We start from the raw sequence: 23,027 nt of genomic DNA on the forward strand, positions 1-23,027 counted from the left end.
AATCGCGGGTCAAGCTTGCTCCCACAAGGGCCTCACTGAATCTGTGGGGGCGGGATTGACCCGCGATGAGGCCAGCCAGATCAAAGCATCAGGGTCATCTGCCGCTCATACCCCACCCGCCCGCGATACCCCTCGCCGCTGTCCACCCACCCCGCCGCGCGGTACAGCCTCAACGCCGCCTGATTGTCGGTATCCACCGACAGTTGCAGGCAACGCACCTGCGGCCACACTTCGCGCACCCGCGCCGGCAGCGCCGCCAGGCACCAGCGGCCAAGCCCCTGCCCCTGCGCCCGCCAGTCCACCTGCAGGGCATGCAAGGTGGCCGCATCATGGCGGGCCCACGGCGGCAGGTGTGCACCACGCTTGAGCAGCAGGAAGCCCTGCGGCACGCCCCCCACCAGCAGCGCCAGCCCGCGCACATCGTCGCCGGGCCGGTTCAGCAGGGTATGCAGCGCACCCTCGATGTCACCGCAAAACGCCCGCTGCGCCGCCAGCACCTCGATGCCGGGCAGGCCTGCGCGCTGGGCCGGGGTCAGCGCATCGTAGTGAATCAGCTGCACGGTCATGGTCCTGGTCCAAAAGTGGCGGTCTTGCTGATATGATGCGCGGCTTTTTTGCGGCCCATTCAAAAATCACTCAGTCCGGCACCCCGTGTCCGGTACAGTCTGTGCTTTGCTGATGGGGTCGAACATTCAAGGCGCCGCAGTGCGCCACGGGGAGCTGGCATGCTGGAAAGGCTGTTTCAACTGAAAGCGCACAATACCAACGTGCGCACCGAAATCCTGGCGGGGGTCACCACCTTCCTGGCCATGGCCTACATCCTGTTCGTCAACCCGAGCATCCTCGGCGAGACCGGCATGGACAAGGGCGCGATCTTCGTCGCCACGTGCCTGGCTGCCGCCATCGGTTCGGCGGTGATGGGGCTGATCGCCAACTACCCGATCGCGCTGGCGCCGGGCATGGGCCTGAACGCCTTCTTCACCTACACCGTGGTGCTGCACATGGGCCACACCTGGCAGGTGGCACTGGGGGCGGTATTCATTTCGGCAGTGCTGTTCTTCCTGCTGTCGATCTTTCGCATCCGCGAATGGATCGTCAACAGCATTCCGCTGCCGCTGCGTTCGGCAATTGCCGCCGGCATCGGCCTGTTCCTGGCGCTGATCGCCCTGCACAACGCCGGCATCGTGGTCGACAACCCGGCCACCCTGGTGGGCCTGGGCGACCTGCGCAACCCGGCACCGGTACTGGCCACCCTGGGCTTCTTCCTGATCGTCGCGCTCGAGGCGATGAAGGTACGCGGCGCCGTGCTGATCGGCATCCTGGCGGTCACCGTCGCCTCCATCGGCCTGGGCTACACCCCGTTCAACGGCATCGTGTCGATGCCGCCCTCGCTGGCCCCGACCTTCCTGCAGCTGGACATCAAGGGCGCACTGGATGTCGGCCTGATCAGCGTGATCTTCGCCTTCCTGTTCGTCGACCTGTTCGACAACTCCGGCACCCTGATCGGCGTGGCCAAGCGCGCCGGGCTGATGGGCAAAGACGGCCACATGCCGAAGATGGGCCGCGCCCTGATCGCCGACAGCACCGCGGCCATGGCCGGCTCGCTGCTGGGCACCTCGACCACCACCAGCTATATCGAATCGGCGGCCGGCGTGAGTGCCGGCGGACGCACCGGGCTGACCGCCATCGTGGTGGCTGGGCTGTTCCTGCTGGCACTGTTCTTCGCCCCGCTGGCCGGCAGCGTTCCGGCCTTCGCAACCGCGCCTGCACTGCTGTTCGTCGCCGTGCTGATGGCCTCGGGCCTGGCGGAAATCAACTGGGACGACGTGACCGAGGCCGCCCCGGTGGTGGTCACCGCGCTGGCCATGCCGCTGACCTATTCGATTGCCAACGGCATCGCCTTCGGCTTCATCTCCTGGACCGTGATCAAGCTGATCTCGGGCCGCCGGCATGAACTGAACTCGGCGCTGGTGGTGCTCTCCATCCTGTTCGTGATCAAGCTGGGCTGGTACGCCGCATGAGTTCCGTCTACGACCCGACTACCTACACCGCGCAGCTTGAGGCCAAGGTCGAGCGCCTGCGCGCACTGCTGGCGCCATTCGGCGCACCGGAGCCGGCGGTGTTCGACTCGCCGCGCGAGCATTACCGCCTGCGTGCCGAGTTTCGCCTGTGGCGCGAGAACGAGCAGCGTCACTACGCGATGTTCGCCCCGGGTGAAAAGCACCAGGCGATCCTGATCGACGACTTCCCCATCGCCAGCCAGCGCATCAACCAGTTGATGCCGCAGCTCAAGGCGGCGTGGCAGGCCAGTTCGGCGCTGAGCTTCAAGCTGTTCCAGGTGGAGTTCCTGACCACCCTGGCGGGCGACGCGATGATCACCCTGTGCTACCACCGTCCACTGGACGAGCATTGGGAAGCCGCTGCCCGGCAACTGGCGACCGACCTGGGCGTGAGCATCATCGGGCGCTCCAAGGGCAAGCGCGTGGTGATCGGCCGTGACTATGCGGTTGAAGAGCTGGCCGTGGGCGGGCGCACTTTCCGCTATCGCCAGCCTGAAGGCGCGTTCACCCAGCCCAACGGCACGGTGAACCAGAAGATGCTCAACTGGGCCTACGAGGCCCTGGGCGAGCGCGAGGACGACCTGCTGGAGCTGTACTGCGGCAACGGCAACTTCACCCTGCCGCTGGCCACGCGGGTGCGCAAGGTGCTGGCCACCGAGATCAGCAAGACCTCGGTCAACGCCGCGCTGCACAACCTGGACGACAACGGCGTGGATAACGTGCGCCTGGTGCGCCTGTCGGCCGAAGAGCTGACCGAGGCCCTGAACGAGGTGCGGCCGTTCCGGCGCCTGGAAGGCATCGACCTGAAAAGCTATGCCTTTGGCAGCGTGTTCGTCGACCCGCCGCGCGCGGGCATGGACCCGGACACCTGCGAGCTGACCCGGCGCTTCGATAACATCCTGTACATCTCGTGCAACCCCGAGACACTGGCGGCGAACATCGAGCAGTTGAGCGATACGCACCGTATCGAGCGGTGTGCGCTGTTTGACCAGTTCCCGTATACGCACCATATGGAAAGCGGGGTGCTGCTGGTTCGGCGCTAGGCCCGGATCGGCGGTGTTCTATCGCGGGTCAAGCCCGCTCCCACAGGAATGTCACGGCTCTGAAGGGCAGTGGGGTACCTGTGGGAGCGGGCTTGGCCCGCGATGGCCCTAACCTGAGTACATCAACAGCGGCACCACCTGGTCCGCGTCCGTCAACGCCCCATGGTGCCCGCGCCACTGGCTGGGGTGCTTCTCCTCCACGCTGCGAATGATCCCGCCGGCCCCGGTCGGAACCACGATCAGGTCCCCGATACGCCCTTCGGCCTGGCTCAGCATCACGTCCCCGAACAACCCCGCGCCAATCGCCTGCGCCTTGCTCAACACCCGGTATTCATCCCCCAGGCGGTTCTGCCAGCGCTCGTGCACGCGGTCCTGCTGATGCTCGTGGGTGTACAGGTAGCGCGCCCGGATGTCCCCCGCCATCGCCCGCACCCCGTCCTGCAAGGCACTGTCGGTATCGAAGTCATGCACCTGGGCGCGGTCCAGGTCGAGCATGCCGTGGTCGGCAATCACGAGCATGCGCGCCGAGCGCGGCAGGCGCCCGGCAATGTCGCGGGCCAGCTGATCGGCAATCTCCAGTTGCCTGCACCAGTCGGGCGAGCCCGGCCCATACAGGTGCCCGGCAAAGTCCAGGTCACCGAAATAGGCAAAGCAGAAGGCTGGCGCCTCCACCTCCAGTGCGCTACGCACCAGCTCGGGATAGGCATCGTAGGCCGGCGCGGCAAGGATGCCGCCGGCCTTGTAGATGGCACGGGTGAAGTCCGAGTCGGCAAAGCGCCCGAGCATGACCGTGCTGATCTGTACGCCCTGGGCGGCCGCGTCTTCCCAGGCGGTCTGCGGCACGATGAAGGAGGCCGCGACAGGCGCCGCGGTCGGCACGCTGCCCGTCTGCGCGGCCGCAGTGGTCCATGACAGCGGCGAGAACACCGAATGTGCATCCAGGGCGAAATCGCAGCCCACGATGCCATGCGCACCGCTGCCCATGCCGGAGGTCACCGTGGCCAGGCTGGCGGCAGTGGTGGCCGGGAAGCCGACCTTGAAGTGGCTGTCGGGCTGCATCAGCGCGGCCAGGAACGGTGCATGCTCGGCGTGCGCCTTGAGCAGGTTCCAGCCCAAGCCGTCGATCAACAGCAGGCAGGTGGCTGTAGAGCGCTCGAGCCGGAACGGATTCCTGAAGCCCCTGGCGCCCAACCCGGCGAAAACCGACTGGGTCAGGCTGGCCAGGCCCGGCCAGGTGTCGTGAACGTCCCGCATCTCTTCGAACTGCGCCGCCATGTCGCCCTCCGTGGTGCCGTGCAAAACAACAGGTTTAGCACAGCTTGTTCGATCAGCGAACAGAAACGATCAATGCACGGCCCGCCCCGATTGACCCTATTAACCAGTCAGTACATTTTAGTCGTGACGCTCCCTCCCCCTGCCAAGAACAACAATGGAGTTTTACCGATGAGTTTGGCCTCCCCTTCCGGCATTCTCGCCGGCCTGATCGGCGCCGGCATCCAGGCCTCGCGTACCCCGGCCCTGCACGAGCACGAAGGCGCCGCCCAGGGCATCAACTACCTGTACCGGCTGATCGACCTGGACCAGCTGAAGCTGGACAGCAGCGCCCTCGAAGAACTGCTGACCGCGGCCGAGTACATGGGCTTTACCGGGCTCAACATCACCTTCCCGTGCAAGCAGGCGATCGTGCCCCTGCTCGACGAGCTGTCGCCCGAGGCGCGTGGTATCGGCGCGGTGAACACCGTGGTGCTCAAGGACGGTCGACGCATCGGCCACAACACCGACTGCCTGGGGTTTGCCGAAGGTTTCAGGCGTGGCCTGGGTGATGTTTCACGCCGTCATGTGGTGCAGATGGGCGCAGGCGGTGCGGGTGCCGCGGTGGCCCATGCGCTGCTCAGCGAAGGGGTGGCCCAGCTGACGCTCTTCGATGTGGAGCCCGCCCGGGCCCAGGCACTGGCAGACAACCTCAACCAGCATTTCGAGGGCAGCCCGGCACGCTGCGGGCATGACCTGCAAGCGGCCATGGGCCAGGCCTGCGGGCTGGTCAACACCACCCCCATGGGCATGGCCAAGCTGCCGGGCATGCCGGTGCCCAGGGCGCTGCTGCGCGCCGAAATGTGGGTGGCCGAGATCGTGTACTTCCCGCTGGAGACCCTATTGCTGCGCGAGGCGCGGGCACTGGGATGCCGCACGCTCAACGGGGCCAACATGGCGGTGTTTCAGGCGGTGAAGGCCTTCGAGCTGTTCAGCGGCGTGGTGCCGGATGCACAGCGCATGATCGGGCACTTCAACAGCCTGGGGGATTGAACGCTTAGCCGGCACCTGTACAGGGTGGTCAACCCGCAGGTGCCGGCCCTGCCGGCGACTGGAGGCTCCCCGGCATCACGCCTGCAGGTAGCGCAGCACCGACTCGCAGATCATCTCGCGGTGCTTGTCCTTGAGCGCCTTGTCCTCGAAATCCACCTGGAAGATCTCGCCAAAGGTGTGCCGGTTGGACACGCGATAGAAGCAGAACGAGCTGATCAGCAGGTGTACGTCCAGCGCCGTCAGGCCCTGGCGGAACACCCCCTCGGCAGCCCCGCGCTGGAGTATCTCGTCCAGCGCGGTGAGCACCGTCTTGTTCATCGAGCGGATCGCGGCCGACTGCTTGACGTACTCGCCGTGATGCATGTTTTCGTTGCACACGATACGCACGAAGTCGACGTTGCGGTCATGGTGATCGAAGGTGAACTCGATCAGCCGGCGAATGCCCTGGCGCGGCTCCAGTTCAGCCAGGTGCAGGTTGCTTTCGGTGCTGCGGATATCGCCGTAAAGCTTCTCCAGCACCTCCACATACAGCTGCTCCTTGCTGTTGAAGTAGTAGTAGATCATGCGCTTGGAGGTCTGGGTGCGCTCGGCGATCGCATCGACCCGGGCACCGGCCAGGCCTTGCTGCACGAACTCGCTGATGGCCGCCTGCAGAATGTTCTCGCGGGTTTTCTCAGGATTGTTCTTGCGGCTCTTGCGCGGCGCCTCGGCAGGTGCCGCCAAGGGTGCTGGAGTTGTCGTCATACGGGGCTCTTGACCAGTCGGTTAACCGCGCGATTATGGCCCCGGGGTGCGCCAGAAGAAAGCCTGACGGGCGCTGACACGTTACAGCTTGGCATGCCGCAGCCCGCCGCTGCGCGCCTTGGCCATCGCTGCCAGGCGCACCGCGACGTTGGCCGCGCCGTAACCGCTGTAGCCATTGCGCCGCTGCAGCACCTCGAAGAAGAAGCGCTCCTCGAACGGCTCGGTGTATACGTGGAACAGCTCGCCGCCCTGGGCATCACGGTCGTACAGCACGTTGTAGTAGGCCAGCTCGCTCAGGAACTGATCGTCGAAGTCGAACCGGGCCGCCAGGTCGTCGTAGTAGTTGAGCGGGATATCGAGCAGCGCCACGCCGGCTTCCTTGGCGCGCTTGACGGCGGCGAAGATGTCCTGGCAGTCGAAGGCGATGTGATGCACGCCCGAGCCGCGGTAGTTGGACAGCGCGTGGGCAATCGCAGTGTTGCGGTTTTCGGAGATGTTCAACGGCAGCCGGATCGAACTGCACTGGCTGCGCAGGGCGCGGCTCTTGACCAGGCCATAGGGATCGGGAAGCACCACCTCGTCATCGGCGCTGAAGTCGAGCAGGCTTTTGTAGAACAGCACCCAGCTGTCCAGGCTGTCGGCCGGCAGGGCCAGTGCCATGTGGTCGATGCGGGTCAGGCCCAGGCCATGGGCGGGTTGCTCGCTGAGGCTGAAGTCGGTGTCGTAGATGGTGCGCCCATCCGCGCCCTGGTCCACCAGGTAGATCAGGCTGCCGTCGGGGGCGCGTACCGCTGCCAGCTCACGTTCGTTGGGCCCCACCAGGCCACGATAGGGCTGGCCGTGATAGGCCACCGCCCGGGCCAGCGCCTGGGCGCTGTGCCTGACCCGGATCGCCGTGGCGCACAGCGACGGGCCGTGGCTTTCGAAAAAATTGTGCGCGAACGAATAGGGTTCGGCGTTGAGGATCAGGTTGATCTCGCCCTGGCGCAGCAGGCTCACATTCTTCGAGCGATGCTTGCCGGCACGGGCAAAGCCCAGGCCTTCGAGCCAGTTGCCCAGCTTGGCGCCCGAGGCGTCGTCGACCGCAAACTCGAGAAACTCGATGCCATCGCAGCTGCTGGCCGGCGGCGGCGCGAACAGCAGCTCGGGGTCGGCCAGCGGTGCGGTGCGTTCAAGCAACTGACGGGTCTTTTCCTCCAGGTACAGCAGCGAACGCAGGCCGTCGGCGGCATTGGCCCGTGGCGGCGCGGCACGAAAACCGTCGTTGAAGATCTCCAGCGACAGCGGCCCGCGATAGCCGGCCTGCAGAATCGGCGCCAGAAACCCCGGCAGGTCGAACTCGCCCTGCCCCGGGAAGCAGCGAAAATGCCGGCTCCACTCCAGCACATCCATGGCCAGGATCGGCGCATCGGCCATCTGCACGAAGAAGATCTTGTCCCCCGGCACCTGCGCGATGGCGCTGGGGTCGCCCTTGAGCGACAGGGTGTGAAAGCTGTCAAGGATCATGCCCAGGTTGGCGTGATCGGCCTGGCGCACGATGTCCCACACCTGCTGCCAGGTGTTCACGTGCCGCCCCCAGGCCAGCGCCTCGTAGCCGATGCGCACACCGTGGGCGGCGGCCCGCTCGGCCAGCAGGCTCAGGTCGTCGACCAGCAGTTGCTGGCTGCCCAGCGCGTCGGCCGACACGTTGCTGCACACCAGCACCAGGTCGGTGCCCAGTTCCTGCATCAGTTCGAACTTGCGCTCGGCGCGCTCCAGGTTGCGCGCCAGGCGCCCGCGCGGGCAGCCCTCGAAATCGCGAAACGGCTGGAAAAGGGTGATGTCCAGCCCCAGGTCGGTGCAGCGCTGGCGAATCTCGCGGGGGCTGCCGTCGTAGTAGAGAAGGTCGTTTTCGAAGATCTCCACGCCGTCGAATCCGGCGGCGGCAATGGCTTCGAGTTTTTCCGGCAAGGTGCCGCTCAGGGACACGGTGGCAATCGAACGCTGCATCTTCAGGCTCCAACGGGCAGGCAGTGCCCAGCTGCACGAATTATTGGCTGGGGTTTATCCTAGCTCAATCAAAAGGTACGAACTGGTTAGTTTTGTGTGCGATTATCGCCCAGTACCCGCCCAGATCAATTGACCCTTTTTTGACCAATGCGCACCATTTCTTACCACCGGGCAGACGAGCATCTTGCCAAAAGCACCGACGAACCTGCCGTAGTCGACTGGTGTACCGCGTGTCATCCTGGCTTGACCCATAAACATAAAAATACGGGTAATCACCACATGATCCACAGCCAAAGCACTCCCCTGGCCCAGCCATCGGCCAGTACCCCGCACGCCGGCATCGGCGACAAGATCCGTGGCGCCATGGGCGTCGGCAAGACCCGCTGGGTGATGCTGGCGCTGGTGTTCTTCGCCACCACCCTGAACTACATCGACCGCGCCGCACTGGGCGTGATGCAGCCGATCCTGGCCAAGGAAATGAGCTGGACGGCGATGGACTACGCCAACATCAACTTCTGGTTCCAGGTGGGCTACGCCATCGGCTTCGTGCTGCAGGGCCGGCTGATCGACCGCATCGGCGTCAAGCGCGTGTTCTTCTGCGCGGTGCTGCTGTGGAGCCTGGCCACTGGCGCCCACGGCCTGGCCACCTCGGCGGTGGGCTTCATGGTCTGTCGCTTCATCCTCGGCCTGACCGAAGCGGCCAACTACCCGGCTTGCGTGAAGACCACCCGGCTGTGGTTCCCGGCGGGCGAGCGGGCGGTGGCCACCGGCATCTTCAACGCCGGCACCAACGTCGGCGCCATGTTCACCCCGATGCTGCTGCCGCTGATCCTCACTGTGTGGGGCTGGCAGGCGGCGTTCATGGCCATGGGCGCGCTGGGCCTGGTGTGGGCCACGTTCTGGGGCCTGAAGTACTTCAACCCGGAAAACCACCCGAGCGTGAGCAAGGCGGAACTGGCGTACATCCAGAGCGAGGTCGAGCCTGAACAGGCGGCCGTGCCGTTCACCCGTATCCTGCGCATGCGTGGCACCTGGGCCTTTGCCCTGGCCTACTCGATCACCGCGCCGGTGTTCTGGTTCTACCTGTACTGGCTGCCGCCGTTTCTGAACCAGCAGTACAACCTGGGCATCAGCGTCACGCAGATGGGCATCCCGCTGATCGTGATCTACCTCAGTGCCGACTTCGGCAGCGTGGGTGGCGGGATCCTGTCCTCGTTCATGATCGGCCGCGGCATGGCGCCGGTGAAGGCGCGGCTGCTGTCGATGCTGCTGTTCGCCACCACCATCGTCGGGGTGATCTTCGCCGCAGGCGCCAGCAGCCTGTGGGTGGCGGTACTGGCCATCTCCCTGGCGATTGCCGCGCACCAGGCCTGGACCGCCAACATCTGGAGCCTGGTGATGGACTACACGCCCAAGCACATGATGAGCACCGTGTTCGGCTTTGGCGGCATGTGCGCGGCCACCGGGGGGATGTTCATGACCCAGATCGTGGGGCATGTGCTGACCAGCACCAACAACAACTACACCGTGCTGTTCACCATGATTCCGGCGATGTATTTCATCGCGCTGCTGTGGATGTATTTCATGGCACCGCGCAAGATCCCGACAGTCGAGGCGTAAGCCCGGGCTGCAATGCAGCCCTTCACCAGCAACGCTGGCTCCTACAGGGAGCCGGCGTTCATTACCTTGCGGGCCTTCTCCAGCGCCCACTGCGCGCGCTGCAGCGCACTCACCCCCTGCTCCAGCAACTGGCGCGTGGGGATCTCCAGGCTCAGCGGCAGGTCGGCCGGCAAGCTGTGCAGCAACCCGCTCAGGTCGCACTCCCCATCCCCTGGAAAACGTCGCTCGTTACGCGCCTGACGCAGGATCTCGGCCATGTCGTCGGGGCGCGGGCCCGCCACGTCGCACAGTTGCGCGTAGCGGATGCGCGAGACCGGCAGGCGGCGCAGGTCTTCCAGGCGCGACGCCGAGCGATCGAAGTGGAAGGCATCGACCAGCACGCAGCCGTTGGCGCGCCCGGCGTTTTCGACGATGCGGGTGGCCTGGGTCAGGTCCTTGGCATCGGTCCACGGCATGAACTCCAGGTGCGGGTGCAGGCCATACGGCGCGGCCAGGTCGCACAGCGCCGCGAAGTTGTCGGTCAGGCGCTGTTCATCCGGGTCGTTGCCGGCAACCAGCAGCTCACTGGCACCGAAGTCGGCGCCCACCGCGAGCAGGGCCTCGAAGTTGGCGACCAGGGTGTCGGGCTTGAGCCGCAGAATCTCCACATCGAGCACCCGGATGCCGGTGTCGCGCAGGCGCTCGGCTGTCTGCCGGCGCAGGCCGGCGTCGCTTGCCAGCGGGAAGTGGTGTTCTTCGGGGGTGGCCGGCTCGAGGCGCAGGCCGACATGGCTGTAGCCGGCCCGGGCGGCGACTTCGACCATCCGGGGTGGGGACAGCTCAAGGACAGTGAGGGCGGCCAGGGACATGACACGTGGGTTCATGGAGGAGTCTCGGGTGCGTTGTTGTATTTGCATTATTTAGAACTTAGTTCCAATTTCAATGCAAGTACAAAAAAAACAGCTTTGCGCTCCACAAAACTGCCTTGGTTTACCTGAGGGCCGCTTCGCTGGCTTGCCAGCGAAGCGTCTAGACAAACAGCTCCGACGCCGGGCTGGCCGCCGACAGCTCGGCCGCCGCCGCCAGCAACGCCGGCGCCAGCTCGTGCAGGCGCGCCTCGTTCAGGCGCGCGGTCGGCCCGGCCACGCTCAACACCCCGACCACATGCCCATCCTGCGGGTGACGTACCACCGCCGCCAACGCCGACGTACCCAGCGCCGAACTCTCCACCACCCACGCATAGCCCAGTTCCCGCGCCATGCGCAGGCGTTCCAGCAGCTGGGCATTGGAAGCCGGCGCGTTCGGCCCGAAGTCCTCGCGCCGGCCCACGCCCTGGCGCTCCACCAGCAGCAACGCCTGGGCATCGCTCAGGCTGGCCAGCCAGGCATGCCCCGAGGCGCTGTAGAAAAGCGGCGCCTCACGCCCCATGTCCGGGTCGTAGCGCAGGCCGGAGCGGGCGCCCTGGGCCTTGGCGATCCACACCTGGCGCTCGCCGTCGATGATCCCCAGCCGCACCAGCTCGCCGGTCTGCGCGGCCAACTGGTCGAGAATCGGCTGGACGATGTCGGCACCGCTCTGGGCCAGGTAGCGAAAGCCCATGCCCACCAGCTTGGTGCTCAGCAGGTACCGGCTGTTTTCCGGGTTCTGGCGCACGTAGCCCAGGCGCATGAGCTCGGCGAGCATGCGATGGGTCGCGCTCTTGGGGATGTCCAGCTGCTCGGCCAGGGTCTGCATCGGCAGCCCGCGCGGCTCGCTGGTGAGGCTTTCGAGAAGGCTGAAAGCACGTTCGATCTGACTGCCGGCCATGGTCACGGTCCCTGAAAATTTCGCCGATTCTAAAGAGCGCCGGGCAAAGCGCAAACCACTGTTCGATCTTCGCCCAACTTTGCAGGCGACGACCTTGGCAGCCGACGTGCAATCATAGAATATGGAACTTCGTTCCAAAATAATAATTGCGCGCACTGCGAGGACCCAGCATGACTGCCCACACCCCTACCCCCCGCCCGGTGGACTGCGATGTCCTGGTCATCGGCTCCGGCGCTGCCGGCCTGAGCGCCGCGGTGACCGCCGCCTTTCACGGGCAGAAGGTCATCGTGGTCGAAAAGGACCCGGTGTTCGGCGGCGCCACGGCCTGGTCCGGCGGTTGGATGTGGGTACCGTGCAACCCGCTGGCACAGCGCGCCGGCATCGTCGAGGACCGTTCGCTGCCGCGCACCTACCTGCAACACGAACTGGGCGAACGCTTCGAACCGGCGATGATCGATGCGTTCCTGGAGGCGGCGCCCCACATGGTGTCGTTCTTCGAACGCCATACCGCCCTGCAGTTCGCCGACGGCAACGGCATTGCCGATATCCACGGCGACACGCCTGGGGCCGGCACGGGCGGGCGCTCGGTGATCGCCGCACCGTATGACGGGCGCAAGGTCGGCAAGCTGCTCAGGCAGCTGCGCCGCACGATGCGCGAAACCTCATTCATGGGCATGCCGATCATGGCCGGCAAGGACCTTACCGCCTTTCTCACCCTGACCCGTTCGTGGCGCTCGCTGCTGCATGTGGGCAAGCGCCTGGCACGCCATCTGCTCGACCTCGCACGCTACGGCCGGGCGATGCAGCTGGTCAACGGCGTGGCCCTGATAGCGCGCCTGGCCAAGTCGGCCGAAGACCTCGGCGTGCTGCTGTGGGCATCGGCCCCGGCGCAGCGCCTGCTGCACAACGCTGGCCGGGTGACGGGGGCGGTGGTGCAGACGGCCAACGGCGACGTGAGCATTCATGCGCGCAAGGCCGTGGTGCTGGCAGCCGGCGGCTTCCCCAACGATATCGAGCGGCGCAAGGCGCTGTTCCCGCGTACCCCCACCGGGCATGAGCACCTGGCCTTGCCGCCGCTGGGCGCCAGCGGCGATGGCCTGCGCCTGGGCGAGAGCGTGGGCGCACACGTGGTCGACGACCTGGCAAGCCCGGTGGCCTGGGCCCCGGTGTCGAAAGTGCCGTACAAGGACGGCACCTTCGGCCATTTCCCGCACATCATCGAACGTGCCAAGCCCGGCATCATCGGTGTGCTGGCCAACGGCAAGCGCTTCGTCAACGAAGCCAACGGCTACTACGACTACGTGAGCGCAATGGTCGCCAGCGCGCCCGGCGAGCAGGTGGCCTCGTGGCTGATCTGCAGCCACGCCTTTCAGCGCCGCTACGGCCTGGGCATCTCCCGGCCCTTCCCACTGCCGGTGGAGCCCTTCATTCGCAGCGGCTACCTCAAGTGCGGCGACAGCATCGAGGCGCTGGCCATCGCCTGCGGCATCGACCCCCAGGGCCTGAGTGCCACGCTCAGCGACTACAACCGCCATGCGCGCCACGGCGAAGACCCGCAGTTCGGCCGTGGCAGCACGCCCTACAACCGCAAGCAGGGCGATGCGCTGCACCGGCCCAACCCGTGCGTGGCGCCCATCGAGCAGGGGCCGTTCTATGCGGTGAAGGTGGAGCCGGGCTGCTTCGGCACCTTTGCCGGGCTCAGGACCAATGCCCACGCCCAGGTACTGGATGCACAGCAGCAGCCGATTGCCGGCCTGTATGCCGCCGGTAGCGACATGCTCAGCATCATGGGCGGGCATTACCCGGCGGGCGGGATCAATCTGGGGCCGGCGACCACCTTCGGCTACATCGCCGGGCGGCACATTGCGGGGGTCAGTGCCTACGAGTAGGCGCGCCGGCTGCTGCTAGACTGGCGACCCGACTCCTTCATGAAAGCCAGCCGACCATGGACCAGATCAGCGCGATGCAGGCGTTTCGCCGCGTGGTAGAGAGTGGTGGTTTCAGCGCCGCTGCCGCCCTGACCGGGCAATCGCACACCGTGCTGTCGCGCCAGGTCAAGAACCTGGAGCGCCACCTCGGCACCCAGTTGCTCAGCCGCACCACGCGGCGCCTGCACGTCACCGAAGCCGGCGCACTGTGCTACCGCCATTGCGTGCAGGTGCTGGAGCAGCTCGAAGCCATGAGCCTGGAGATTTCCGAACACCAGCAGCAACCCACAGGCACCCTGCGCCTGAGCGTGGCCACGGCATTCGGTGAACTGGAGCTGGGGCGCTGGCTACCGGACTTCGTCGAGCGCTTCGACCAGTTGCAGGTGGAGCTCATCTGCACCGACCGCTTTGTGGACATGCTCGAAGAAGGGGTCGATGTGTGCCTGCGGGTGACCACCCACCTGCCCGACTCCAACCTGGTGGCCCGGCAACTGGCCGTCAGCAAAGTCGTGCTGGTAGCCGCCCCCGCCTACCTGCAGCGCTGGCCGGCCCCCATCGAACCGCACACCCTGGGCGAGCATGCGTTGCTCGGCTACAACCGCCTGGCCCAGCCGCAACGGCTGAGCCTGCAGGGGCCCGACGGGCAGCGCCTGGACGTGGCAATGCCCGGCCGGCTGAGCGCCAACTCGCCGATGGCGTTGCGTGCGGCGGCCATTGCCGGCCTGGGTATCGCTAGCTTCGACCGCTTCATCGTGCATGACGCCCTGCTCGACGGGCGCCTGGTACAGGTGCTGCCCGAATGGCAGCAGCCCTCCCGGCACGTGTACGCGATGTTCCCCCAAAGCCGCTATCTGGCGCCCAAGGTTCGGGCATTGGTCGAGTATGCGCGGGCGTACTACGCTGAACCACGATGGGAAATCAAGATGTGATCTGTGCAAGAAGCACACAGGTTCTGGGCTGCTTCTGCCGTATTTGTGCGTTCGTTGTTTGATTAACCTTCTTTCGATTGTTCATCAGAGGGTTTCAACCATGAAAGCACTTCGAGTTACCGCCGCCGGCTTGCTGCTGGCAGCTTGCGCCACTACCGCCGTGGCTGCGGTCTGCTACTGCACCGCCCCACTCATCTCCCTGCCGAAAAATGCACTGACCTGGAAAGTGGTACCGGGCACCAACAACAACGTCACCTACGCCAACGTGCAGGGCGACATCCTGGGCAATGGTGCCTACGAGGCCTTCGTCAGTTTCCGTCCCGGTGTGGACAATGGCTACCACACCCACACCGAGACGTTGCCGACCGTGGTGCTGAGCGGCGTGTTCTACGCCCGCATCAAGGACAAGAACGGCAAGCTGGTCGAGACCGAGTACCCGGCCGGTTCGTACTACCAGTTGCCGGCCGGGCTGGAACATGAGAGCGGTTGCAAGATGACCGCCAAGAAGGAGCCTTGCCTGCTGTTCCAGTACCAGCGCAACCACTTCGACCTGAACCCGGTGCCCCGCTAGGCGGCCTCAGAAATCGAAGAACACCGTTTCGCCTTCACCCTGGATGCGGATATCGAAACGGTAGGCCAGCTTGCCATCCACTTCGCAGCGCCGCGCGACCAAGGTCTCGCGGCGTTGTGGCTGTTCGATCAGGTTGAGCACCGGGCACTTGGCATTGGCCTGGCCCTCGTCGTCGAAGTACAGCCGCGTGTGCAGGTGGATGTTGATGCCGCGTGCGAACAGGCTGACATTGATATGCGGTGCCATCGGCACGCCGGCGGCATTGGCGACCACACCGGGCTTGACCGTCTGCAGCGTCCACTCACCGGCATCGAAGGTGGTGGCGGTGCGTCCGAAGCTGTTGAACGGTTGTTCCAGGTTGAATTCGCTGTGGTACTGCCCGGCCGCATCGGCCTGCCAGAACTCCAGGAACGAGTCGCGCACCAGGTGGCCGTTGCCGTCGTAGACGTGACCGATCAGCAGGATGTGCTCGCCGGGCGCATCGCTGCGCGCCATGCGGTTCCAGATTTCCTGGTCACGGGTCGGGTTGCCGGCCGCTTCCAGGGCCAGGCCGATGTGCACGTAGGGGCCGGCGGTCTGCGATGGGGTTTCCGGCAGCAGTTCGATAGGCATGGCGGGGCTCCTCAGCGGTTTTCGAAGTGGGTCTTGCGCTGGCCGCGCAGAACGATGTCGAAGCGGTAGGCCAGGCAGTCCATGGGGTTGGCATTGGCCATGTCGAGCCGGGCGATCAGGCTCTGTACCGCGTCCGGGTTGGCGATCGACTTGACGATCGGGCACATCGGGATCAGCGGGTCGCCTTCGAAGTACAGCTGGGTGATCAGACGCGTGGCAATCGACGGGCCGCTGATCGACACGTGGATATGCGCCGGGCGCCAGTCGTTGGGGCCGTTGCGCCACGGGTACGGGCCCGGCTTGATGGTACGGAAACTGTAGTAGCCCTCGCTGTCGGTCAGCGCGCGCCCCACACCCCCGAAGTTGGGGTCCAGCGGCGCCAGATAGCGATCGTTCTTGTGGCGATAGCGGCCGCCGGCATTGGCCTGCCACATTTCGACCAGGGTGTGCGGGATCGGCTTGCCATACTGGTCGCACACGCGCCCGGCCACAATGATGCGCTCGCCGATGGGCAGGCCGCCGTGGTTGAAGTTCAGCAGCAGGTCATTGTCGTGCTCGGCAAATTTCAGGTGGGAGAAATCCGGCCCAGTGCTTTCGCTGACGGACTGTGGAATGCTCACCAGCGCCTGGCGAGGCGAGCGCGCGACGGAGGTCTTGTAGTCGGGGGTAAGGGCTTTCGGATGCCAGTTCCGATCACGGATAACGAAACGACTGGTGTCTTGTGCAGACATGCCGTTCTCCTCTTATTGGATTTTTGGAGGCCTGTACGGGCAGGAGTGATGGGCAGTGTGGCCGAGGCATGCACCGGCGAACATTGAAAAGAATCCTTGAACCCATAACCGTATGGTTATGTCCAAAGCGCTGACGCCGCCGGGCCGGGTGGACTAATCTTTATCTTCATATTTCAAGCTTGGGAGAACGCTCATGCTCTGGCGAAAAGGCAGGCGCAGCGACAACGTGGTCGACGCTCGCGGTGAAGGCGGCGGTGGTGGTGGCATGCGCCTGGGCGGCAAGGGCCTGAGCCTGACGGCGGTGGTACTGATCGTGGGGATCGGCCTGCTGACCGGGCAGGACCCGATGCAGATCCTTGGCCAGCTGAGCGGGCAGATGAGCGAACAGAGCGCGCCGGCAAGCACCGGCGAGCGCAAGGCACCACCGGCCGGCGACGAACAGGCCGAGTTCGTCGCCAGCATCCTGGGCGACACCGAAGACACCTGGCGCGCCCTGTTTGCCCAGGCCGGGCGCCAGTACAAGGACCCGACCCTCAAGCTGTTCAGCGGTCAGGTCAACTCCGCCTGTGGCTTTGCCTCGTCGGCGACCGGCCCGTTCTATTGCCCGGCCGACCAGCAGGTGTACCTGGACATGAGCTTCTTCAAGGAGATGGAAACCCGCTTCGCGGCAGCGGGCGACTTTGCCCAGGCCTACGTGATCGCCCACGAGGTCGGCCACCATGTGCAGACCCTGCTGGGGGTGTCAGCCAGAATCGACCAGGCCCGTCGCAGCGGCCAGCGCCTGCAGGGCGACAACGGCCTGCTGGTACGTCAGGAACTGCAGGCCGACTGCCTGGCCGGCGTGTGGGCCTACCAGGCACAGCAACGCCATAACTGGCTGGAGCCGGGCGATATCGAAGAGGCCCTGAACGCCGCCAACGCGATCGGCGATGACCGCCTGCAGCAGCAGAGCAAAGGCCGCGTGGTGCCCGACTCGTTCACCCACGGCACTTCCGCGCAGCGCGTGCGCTGGTTCAAGACCGGCTTCGCCAAGGGCGACCTCAACCAGTGCGACACCTTTGGCGCCAGCAGACTCTGACGCCTGTAATCGGGTGTTTGCGGCCTGGCGCAAACACCCTAAACATTTTGTTGATGGTTTTCGTCGGAATTGGAGAAAAAGCGTTTCAGCTCTGCAACATCCCGCCGATAAAGGCAGCTCACGTCAGCTGGCCTCCAAGAAAAACAACCTCCAGCGATTTAGATCAAAGAGCGCACAGAATCCTGGAGGGATCGCATGAACAGCTGGTTTGCCAATATCAGCGTCAACCTGAAACTCGCCCTGGGCTTCGGCCTGGTGCTGCTGCTGACCGGCCTGTTGGCCCTGACCGGCTGGACCAGCCTGGGCGGTCTGATCGACCGCAGCAACTGGATGAGCGACATCACCCAGCTCAACAACGAGCTCACCGAACTGCGCATTGCCCGCCTGCAGTACATGATTGCCGACGGTGACGACAAGCTCGCGCAGAATGTCCAGACCAAGCTGGATACCTTCAAGGCCCGCCAGCAGAACCTGCTGAACACCTTCAAGAGCCCGGAGAACGTCAAGCTGCTGCGCGAACAGGCGCAGGTGGTCGCCGCCTACGAGGTGTCCCTGGCCAAGATGCGCAGCGCCTACAAACAGGGTGGCGAAGCGCGCCGCAGCATGGGCGTTACCGCCAATGAGGCCGGTGCCCTGATGGAAACCCTGCTGGCCGACAGCCTGTCCTCTGGCCAGAGTGACAGCGAGCGCCTGGAACATCTCAAGCGCCTGACCACCGTGCGCCAGCACCTGCTGCTGGCCCGCTTCGAGGTGCGCGGCTACATCGCCGACCTCACCCCGGAAACCGAACAGGTCGCCGCCCGCCAGCTCGACGCCACCCTGGCCGAAACCCGCCAGCTGGCCGCCACCGATGCTCGTGCCCGACCGCTCGAGGCCGCCACCCTGCACTACGCCGAAGCGGTGCGCAGCTTCAAGGCCGCCAACACGGCGATCGGCGAGGCGCGCAAGGAAATGACCACCCAGGGCTACGACATCGTGCGCCTGAGCGATGAGCTGTACGCCATCCAGCTGCAACGTCGCGACCTCGAAAGTGCCCAGGCGCGTACCTGGCAACTGGCAAGCACCCTGGCGGCGCTGCTGTTCGGCGTGCTGGCGGCGATCATCATCACCCGCCAGATCACCCGCCCGCTGCGCGAAACCCTGGAAGTGGTGGAGAAGATCGCCACCGGCGACCTGACCCACACCCTGCGCGTCACCCGCCGTGACGAACTGGGCGTGCTGCAACAAGGCATCCAGCGCATGGGCGAAACCCTGCGCGACCTGATCGGCGGCATCCGTGACGGCGTGACCCAGATCGCCAGTGCGGCCGAAGAGCTGTCGGCGGTCACCGAGCAGACCAACGCCGGGGTCAACAGCCAGAAGGTCGAGACCGACCAGGTGGCCACCGCCATGCACGAAATGGCGGCCACCGTGCAGGAAGTGGCGCGCAATGCCGAGCAGGCGTCCGAGGCCGCCACCGACGCCGACGGCCAGGCCCGCGCCGGTGACCAGGTGGTGGCCCAGGCCATCGCGCAGATCGAGCGCCTGGCGGTCGAGGTCAACCGTTCCACCGAGGCCATGGGCCAGTTGCAGCAGGAAAGCCAGAAGATCGGCAGCGTGATGGACGTGATCAAGTCGGTGGCCGAACAGACCAACCTGCTGGCGCTCAACGCCGCGATCGAAGCGGCACGGGCGGGTGAAGCCGGGCGTGGTTTTGCCGTGGTGGCCGATGAAGTGCGCGGCCTGGCGCAGCGCACCCAGAAGTCCACCGAGGAAATCGAGGTGCTGGTGGCGGGCCTGCAAAGCGGCACCCAGCAGGTGGCCAACGTGATGCATGGCAGCCGCAGCCTGACCGACAGCAGCGTGGAGCTGACGCGCAAGGCGGGTGCCTCGCTGGAGAACATCACCCGCGTGGTGTCGAACATCCAGTCGATGAACCAGCAGATCGCCGCGGCGGCCGAGCAGCAGAGCGCGGTGGCCGAAGAGATCAGCCGCAGCATCCTGAACGTGCGTGATGTGTCGGAGCAGACGGCGGCGGCGAGCCAGGAGACGGCGGCATCCAGCGTCGAGCTGGCGCGCCTGGGCAATCAGTTGCAGATGCTGGTCAGCCACTTCCGCGTCTGACCGAATAGGACAGCGTAGCCATCGCGGGTCAAGCCCGCTCCCACCAGGTTCAGCGAAACCTTGTGGGAGCGGACTTGGCCCGCGATGCTGTCAGCCCTTACTTGACGACCTGCCCCACCCCGCGTCCACGCGGGTCAGACGCGGTTTCCAGCGCCGAACCCGTCACCCGGATCGCCTGGATATCGCCCATCTCCCAGCCCTGGTCCTCCAGGGTGTAGCCCATCTTCTTCAGTTCCTCGGCCACCTTGCCATCGAGCGGCGCATAGGCGTCGTAGTAGATAGTGTCCTTGGGCAGCAACTGGTGGTGCACACGCTGCGCCGCCACCGCCTTCTCCAGCGGCAGGTTGTAGTCGTACAGGTTGTTGAGCACCTGGAAGATCGAGGTGAAGATCCGCGAGCCACCCGGCGTACCCAGCACCAGCGTGACCTTGCCATCGCGGGTCACCAGGCTCGGAGCCATCGACGACAGCATGCGCTTGCCCGGCTCGATGGCATTGGCATCGCCACCGACCACACCGAAGGCGTTCGCCACACCCGGCTTGGCACTGAAGTCGTCCATCTCGTCATTGAGCAGGAAGCCCGCGCCCTTCACCACCACGCCACTGCCGTAGTCCCAGTTCAGGGTGTAGGTGTTGCTGACCGCGTTGCCCTGCTTGTCGACGATGGAGAAGTGCGTGGTCTGGTGCGGCTCCAGCCCCGGGCGCACCTTGGCGGTGTCGGAGATGGCGGTCGGGTTGACCTCTTGCGCGCGCTTGGCCAGGTAGTCCTTGGCAATCAGCTGCGCCACCGGCACCTTGGAAAACGCCGGGTCGCCCAGGTAGTCGGCACGGTCGGCGAACACACGCTTCTCGATTTCCGAAAGCAGGTGGATGTAGCGTGCCGAGTTCAGCTCGACACCCTTGAAGTCGGCTGCGCGGTTTTCCTTGATGCCCAGCAACTGCGCCAGCGCGATGCCGCCCGAGCTGGGCAGCGGCGCGGTGTAGACCACGTTGCCACGCCATTCGATGCCCATCGGCTCACGCCACACGGCCTTGTAGTCCTTGAGGTCTTCCTTGCTGACCAGGCCCTTGTCGGCCTGCATCTGCGCCACCAGCAGGTCGGCGGTCTTGCCCTGGTAGAACTCGCTCACACCCTTGTCGGCAATGCGCTCCAGGGTCTGCGCCAGCTCGGGCTGCCTGAAGGTCTCGCCCACCTTCATGCTGCCGAAATAGTCGTTGAAGTTGGTGCTGTCCTTGAACAGCCCCTGGGCATCTTCGCGGTACTGGTACTGCTTGGCGGCGATCTTGAAGCCGTTCTTCGCGTAGCCCACCGCCGGTGTCAGCAGCTCGGCCCAGGGCAGCTTGCCGAACTTCTGGTGCGCCTCCCACAGGCCCATCACCGTGCCCGGCACCCCGGCGGCCCGGGCGCCCACCAGGCTGAGGTTCTCGATGATCTCGCCTTTGTCGTCCAGGTACATGTTGCGGCTGGCCGCCTTGGGCGCCACTTCACGGTAGTCGAGGAAGTAGGGTTTGCCATCCATGTACAGGGTCATGAAACCGCCGCCGCCGATGTTGCCGGCCTCGGGGTAGGTAACGGCCAGGGTGAAGGCAGTGGCCACCGCGGCGTCCACTGCGTTGCCGCCCTTCTTGAGGATGTCGGCGGCGACCTGTGCACCATATTGATCGGGCGCGGCCACCGCGCCGCCGTCCAGCGTCACGGCATAGGCTGATGAGCTGGCGACGATCGCAGCGCTCAAGGTCAGCGTTCGAAACATCAGAGTGCGCATGCGGGTTTCCTTGGTGTTGTTTTTATCGAACAACCATTAAGGCGCATGCCCAGGGATTTTTCAAATGCCGCCTGCGGTTTTCAGCAGGCGTAGATCGACAGCTTGTGCTGGATGAAATCCAGAAAGCACTGGATACGCAGGGCCAGTTGCGAGTTGCGGTAGTACACCGCGTTGATTGGCTGGCGATAGCCGCTGTTGGCCTCGGCCAGCACCAGTTGCAGGCGGCCGGCCTGGAGGTCTTCGTGGGTCATGAAGTGCGACAGGCAGGCGATGCCTTCGCCGGCCAGCGCCAGGTGGCGCAGGGTTTCGCCGCTGGAGGCGCACAGGTCGGGGCGGATCGCCAGGCGGTCGCCTTCGGTGTGGCGCAGCGGCCAGTGATTGAGGGTTTCGGTCTGGGTGAAGCCCAGCAGCGAATGCCCGGCCAGTTCCTCCACATGCCGTGGCGTACCGCGCCGCGCAAGGTACGCGGGGCTGGCCAGCACATGCAGCGGGCTGCACCCCAGCGAGCGGGCGTGCAGGCTGGAGTCGGCCAGCTCGCCGATGCGAATGGCGATATCGGTGCTCTGTTCGAGCAGGTCGATGATCAGGTCGTCGGTGTTGAGCTCCAGCTGGATATCCGGGTACAGCTGGCGGAACTCCCCCACCCAGGGCACGATGGCATGCAGCATGAACGGCGCCGCCGCATTGATGCGCAGGCGCCCGGACGGGGTCTGGCGGTGCAGGCTCAGACGCTCTTCGAGTTCGTCCATCTGTTGCAGGATGGCCTTGGCACGCTCGAAGAAAAACCGCCCCTCTTCGGTGAGGTCCATGCGCCGCGTGGTGCGGTTGATCAGCGTGGTGCCCAGCTTGGCCTCCAGCCGCGACAGGCTGCGGCTGATGGCCGACGGGGTCTGCCCGCCCTGTTCGGCGGCGGCGGAAATAGAGCCGCACTCGATGACCGAGACGAACATCTGCAATTCATCGGACCTGGCTTTCACGGCTGTTCCCTGGTGTGGCGTTCAGCCGTGATAGATAGCCGCTTGGCGTTGCCCGCGCAACCCTTCATCAGGCGCCAGTGTGGAAAACCCGGGCCAGGTGCTGCTCGTAGCCGGCCACGGCAGCCTCGACGTTGGGGTTCTTCATCACGTCGGTGGCCAGGTAGGTCGGCAGACCGCTCATGCCCAGGAACTGGTTGGCCTTGTGGAACGGGAAGTACACCGCGTCCACGCCCTTGCCTTCGAAAAACTGCGCCGGATCGTCGAACGCTTCCTGCGGTGCGTTCCAGGTCAGCGACAGCATGTACTGCTTGCCCTGGATCAGGCCGCCGCTGCCGTACTTGCTCGACGCATCGGAGCGGGTGCGCCCGTCGCTGGCGTAGAGGCTGCCGTGGCCGGCGGTGAACACTTCGTCCAGGTACTGCTTGACGGTCCACGGCGCGCCCATCCACCAACCGGGCATCTGGTAGATGACCACGTCGGCCCAGAGGTACTTCTGCACTTCTTCGGCAACGTCGTAGCCGCCATCGATGTAGGTGCTCCTGACGTCGAAACCGGCGCGGTCGAGAAACGCCAGCGCGGCCTCGTGCAGGGTCTCGTTCAGGCGGCCATCGGAGTGGGCGAACTGCTTGCCGCCGTTGAGCAACAGGATCTTCTTCATCATCTGCCTCATGTGTGTTCGGGGCAGCCAACAGAAGGGCGGCCCGGTGAATGTGATGGCGGCAGATTAATCAGTTCAGCGCAGCGCAAATACCCTCGCGCGGGCAAAACGCTTTTGACCAAAAAGCACG

Annotated in this window: 20 protein-coding genes; 9 read left to right on the plus strand and 11 right to left on the minus strand. The window is 65.3% G+C overall.

Going from position 1 to position 23,027, the window contains the following annotated elements; genetic code table 11:
* Positions 1-80: 80 nt before the first annotated feature.
* Complete coding sequence (locus FW760_RS25045; protein ID WP_054916561.1) at positions 81-566, minus strand: GNAT family N-acetyltransferase; 486 nt, start codon at positions 564-566, stop codon at positions 81-83.
* Between the two features lie 159 nt (positions 567-725).
* On the opposite strand from FW760_RS25045, the gene FW760_RS25050 reads away from it, so the two are divergent.
* Together FW760_RS25050 and trmA are read left to right on the plus strand one after the other, a co-directional pair.
* A complete protein-coding gene (locus FW760_RS25050) occupies positions 726-2,021 on the plus strand; it encodes an NCS2 family permease (RefSeq protein WP_043860685.1) in 1,296 nt (431 codons plus the stop codon).
* Positions 2,018-3,103, plus strand: coding sequence for a tRNA (uridine(54)-C5)-methyltransferase TrmA (gene trmA, locus FW760_RS25055; protein WP_043860686.1), 1,086 nt, complete (start codon positions 2,018-2,020; stop codon positions 3,101-3,103). Before FW760_RS25050 ends, trmA begins: the two co-directional genes overlap by 4 nt.
* Positions 3,104-3,211: 108 nt before the next feature.
* Here the strand turns inward: trmA and FW760_RS25060 are convergent, their stop codons facing one another.
* A complete protein-coding gene (locus FW760_RS25060) occupies positions 3,212-4,378 on the minus strand; it encodes an alkaline phosphatase family protein (RefSeq protein ID WP_104572305.1) in 1,167 nt (388 codons plus the stop codon).
* 168 nt (positions 4,379-4,546) lie between these two features.
* Between FW760_RS25060 and FW760_RS25065 the strand changes: the two genes are divergently transcribed.
* Positions 4,547-5,407 (plus strand): shikimate dehydrogenase, encoded by an 861-nt coding sequence (locus FW760_RS25065; RefSeq protein WP_043860688.1) that lies wholly within the window; start codon positions 4,547-4,549, stop codon positions 5,405-5,407.
* 75 nt (positions 5,408-5,482) lie between these two features.
* On the opposite strand, the gene FW760_RS25070 is transcribed toward FW760_RS25065, so the two are convergent.
* Entirely contained in the window at positions 5,483-6,151 is a 669-nt protein-coding gene (locus FW760_RS25070; protein ID WP_043860689.1) for a TetR/AcrR family transcriptional regulator, read from the minus strand.
* Positions 6,152-6,232: 81 nt separating this feature from the next.
* Positions 6,233-8,140: a 3-dehydroshikimate dehydratase QuiC gene (quiC, locus tag FW760_RS25075; protein ID WP_116052717.1), complete on the minus strand. Its 1,908-nt coding sequence runs from the start codon at positions 8,138-8,140 to the stop codon at positions 6,233-6,235.
* Between the two features lie 279 nt (positions 8,141-8,419).
* On the opposite strand from quiC, the gene FW760_RS25080 reads away from it, so the two are divergent.
* Entirely contained in the window at positions 8,420-9,760 is a 1,341-nt protein-coding gene (locus FW760_RS25080; protein WP_116052714.1) for an MFS transporter, read from the plus strand.
* A 41-nt stretch (positions 9,761-9,801) separates the two neighbouring features.
* Here the strand turns inward: FW760_RS25080 and FW760_RS25085 are convergent, their stop codons facing one another.
* Together FW760_RS25085 and FW760_RS25090 are read right to left on the minus strand one after the other, a co-directional pair.
* A complete protein-coding gene (locus FW760_RS25085) occupies positions 9,802-10,623 on the minus strand; it encodes a sugar phosphate isomerase/epimerase family protein (protein ID WP_116052711.1) in 822 nt (273 codons plus the stop codon).
* Positions 10,624-10,768: 145 nt separating this feature from the next.
* Complete coding sequence (locus FW760_RS25090) at positions 10,769-11,545, minus strand: IclR family transcriptional regulator (protein ID WP_043860693.1); 777 nt, start codon at positions 11,543-11,545, stop codon at positions 10,769-10,771.
* A 170-nt stretch (positions 11,546-11,715) separates the two neighbouring features.
* On the opposite strand from FW760_RS25090, the gene FW760_RS25095 reads away from it, so the two are divergent.
* The 3 genes from FW760_RS25095 to FW760_RS25105 all read left to right on the plus strand — a co-directional run bounded on the left by FW760_RS25095 (position 11,716) and on the right by FW760_RS25105 (position 14,973).
* Positions 11,716-13,434, plus strand: coding sequence for an FAD-dependent oxidoreductase (locus tag FW760_RS25095; RefSeq protein ID WP_116052708.1), 1,719 nt, complete (start codon positions 11,716-11,718; stop codon positions 13,432-13,434).
* 56 nt (positions 13,435-13,490) lie between these two features.
* Positions 13,491-14,402, plus strand: coding sequence for a LysR family transcriptional regulator (locus FW760_RS25100; protein ID WP_353230172.1), 912 nt, complete (start codon positions 13,491-13,493; stop codon positions 14,400-14,402).
* 100 nt (positions 14,403-14,502) lie between these two features.
* Entirely contained in the window at positions 14,503-14,973 is a 471-nt protein-coding gene (locus FW760_RS25105) for a cupin (RefSeq protein ID WP_116052703.1), read from the plus strand.
* 6 nt (positions 14,974-14,979) lie between these two features.
* Here the strand turns inward: FW760_RS25105 and pcaG are convergent, their stop codons facing one another.
* Positions 14,980-15,585 (minus strand): protocatechuate 3,4-dioxygenase subunit alpha, encoded by a 606-nt coding sequence (gene pcaG, locus FW760_RS25110; protein WP_043860697.1) that lies wholly within the window; start codon positions 15,583-15,585, stop codon positions 14,980-14,982.
* A gap of 11 nt (positions 15,586-15,596) precedes the next feature.
* A complete protein-coding gene (gene pcaH, locus FW760_RS25115; protein WP_043860698.1) occupies positions 15,597-16,316 on the minus strand; it encodes a protocatechuate 3,4-dioxygenase subunit beta in 720 nt (239 codons plus the stop codon).
* A gap of 193 nt (positions 16,317-16,509) precedes the next feature.
* Between pcaH and ypfJ the strand changes: the two genes are divergently transcribed.
* Together ypfJ and FW760_RS25125 are read left to right on the plus strand one after the other, a co-directional pair.
* Positions 16,510-17,394 (plus strand): KPN_02809 family neutral zinc metallopeptidase, encoded by an 885-nt coding sequence (gene ypfJ, locus FW760_RS25120; RefSeq protein WP_043860699.1) that lies wholly within the window; start codon positions 16,510-16,512, stop codon positions 17,392-17,394.
* Positions 17,395-17,589: 195 nt separating this feature from the next.
* Positions 17,590-19,497 (plus strand): methyl-accepting chemotaxis protein, encoded by a 1,908-nt coding sequence (locus tag FW760_RS25125; protein WP_116052700.1) that lies wholly within the window; start codon positions 17,590-17,592, stop codon positions 19,495-19,497.
* A gap of 97 nt (positions 19,498-19,594) precedes the next feature.
* Here FW760_RS25125 and ggt read toward each other — a convergent pair whose 3' ends face one another.
* The 3 genes from ggt to FW760_RS25140 all read right to left on the minus strand — a co-directional run bounded on the left by ggt (position 19,595) and on the right by FW760_RS25140 (position 22,897).
* Positions 19,595-21,262: a gamma-glutamyltransferase gene (gene ggt / locus FW760_RS25130; protein ID WP_043860701.1), complete on the minus strand. Its 1,668-nt coding sequence runs from the start codon at positions 21,260-21,262 to the stop codon at positions 19,595-19,597.
* 80 nt (positions 21,263-21,342) lie between these two features.
* The gene (locus FW760_RS25135; RefSeq protein WP_054916552.1) at positions 21,343-22,239 is read right to left on the minus strand and encodes a LysR family transcriptional regulator; all 897 of its coding nucleotides are present in this window, start codon (positions 22,237-22,239) and stop codon (positions 21,343-21,345) included.
* 67 nt (positions 22,240-22,306) lie between these two features.
* Entirely contained in the window at positions 22,307-22,897 is a 591-nt protein-coding gene (locus FW760_RS25140) for an NAD(P)H-dependent oxidoreductase (RefSeq protein ID WP_054916551.1), read from the minus strand.
* Between the last annotated feature and the right edge of the window lie 130 nt (positions 22,898-23,027).

The sequence above is a fragment of the Pseudomonas sp. 1176_21 genome (assembly GCF_052850635.1).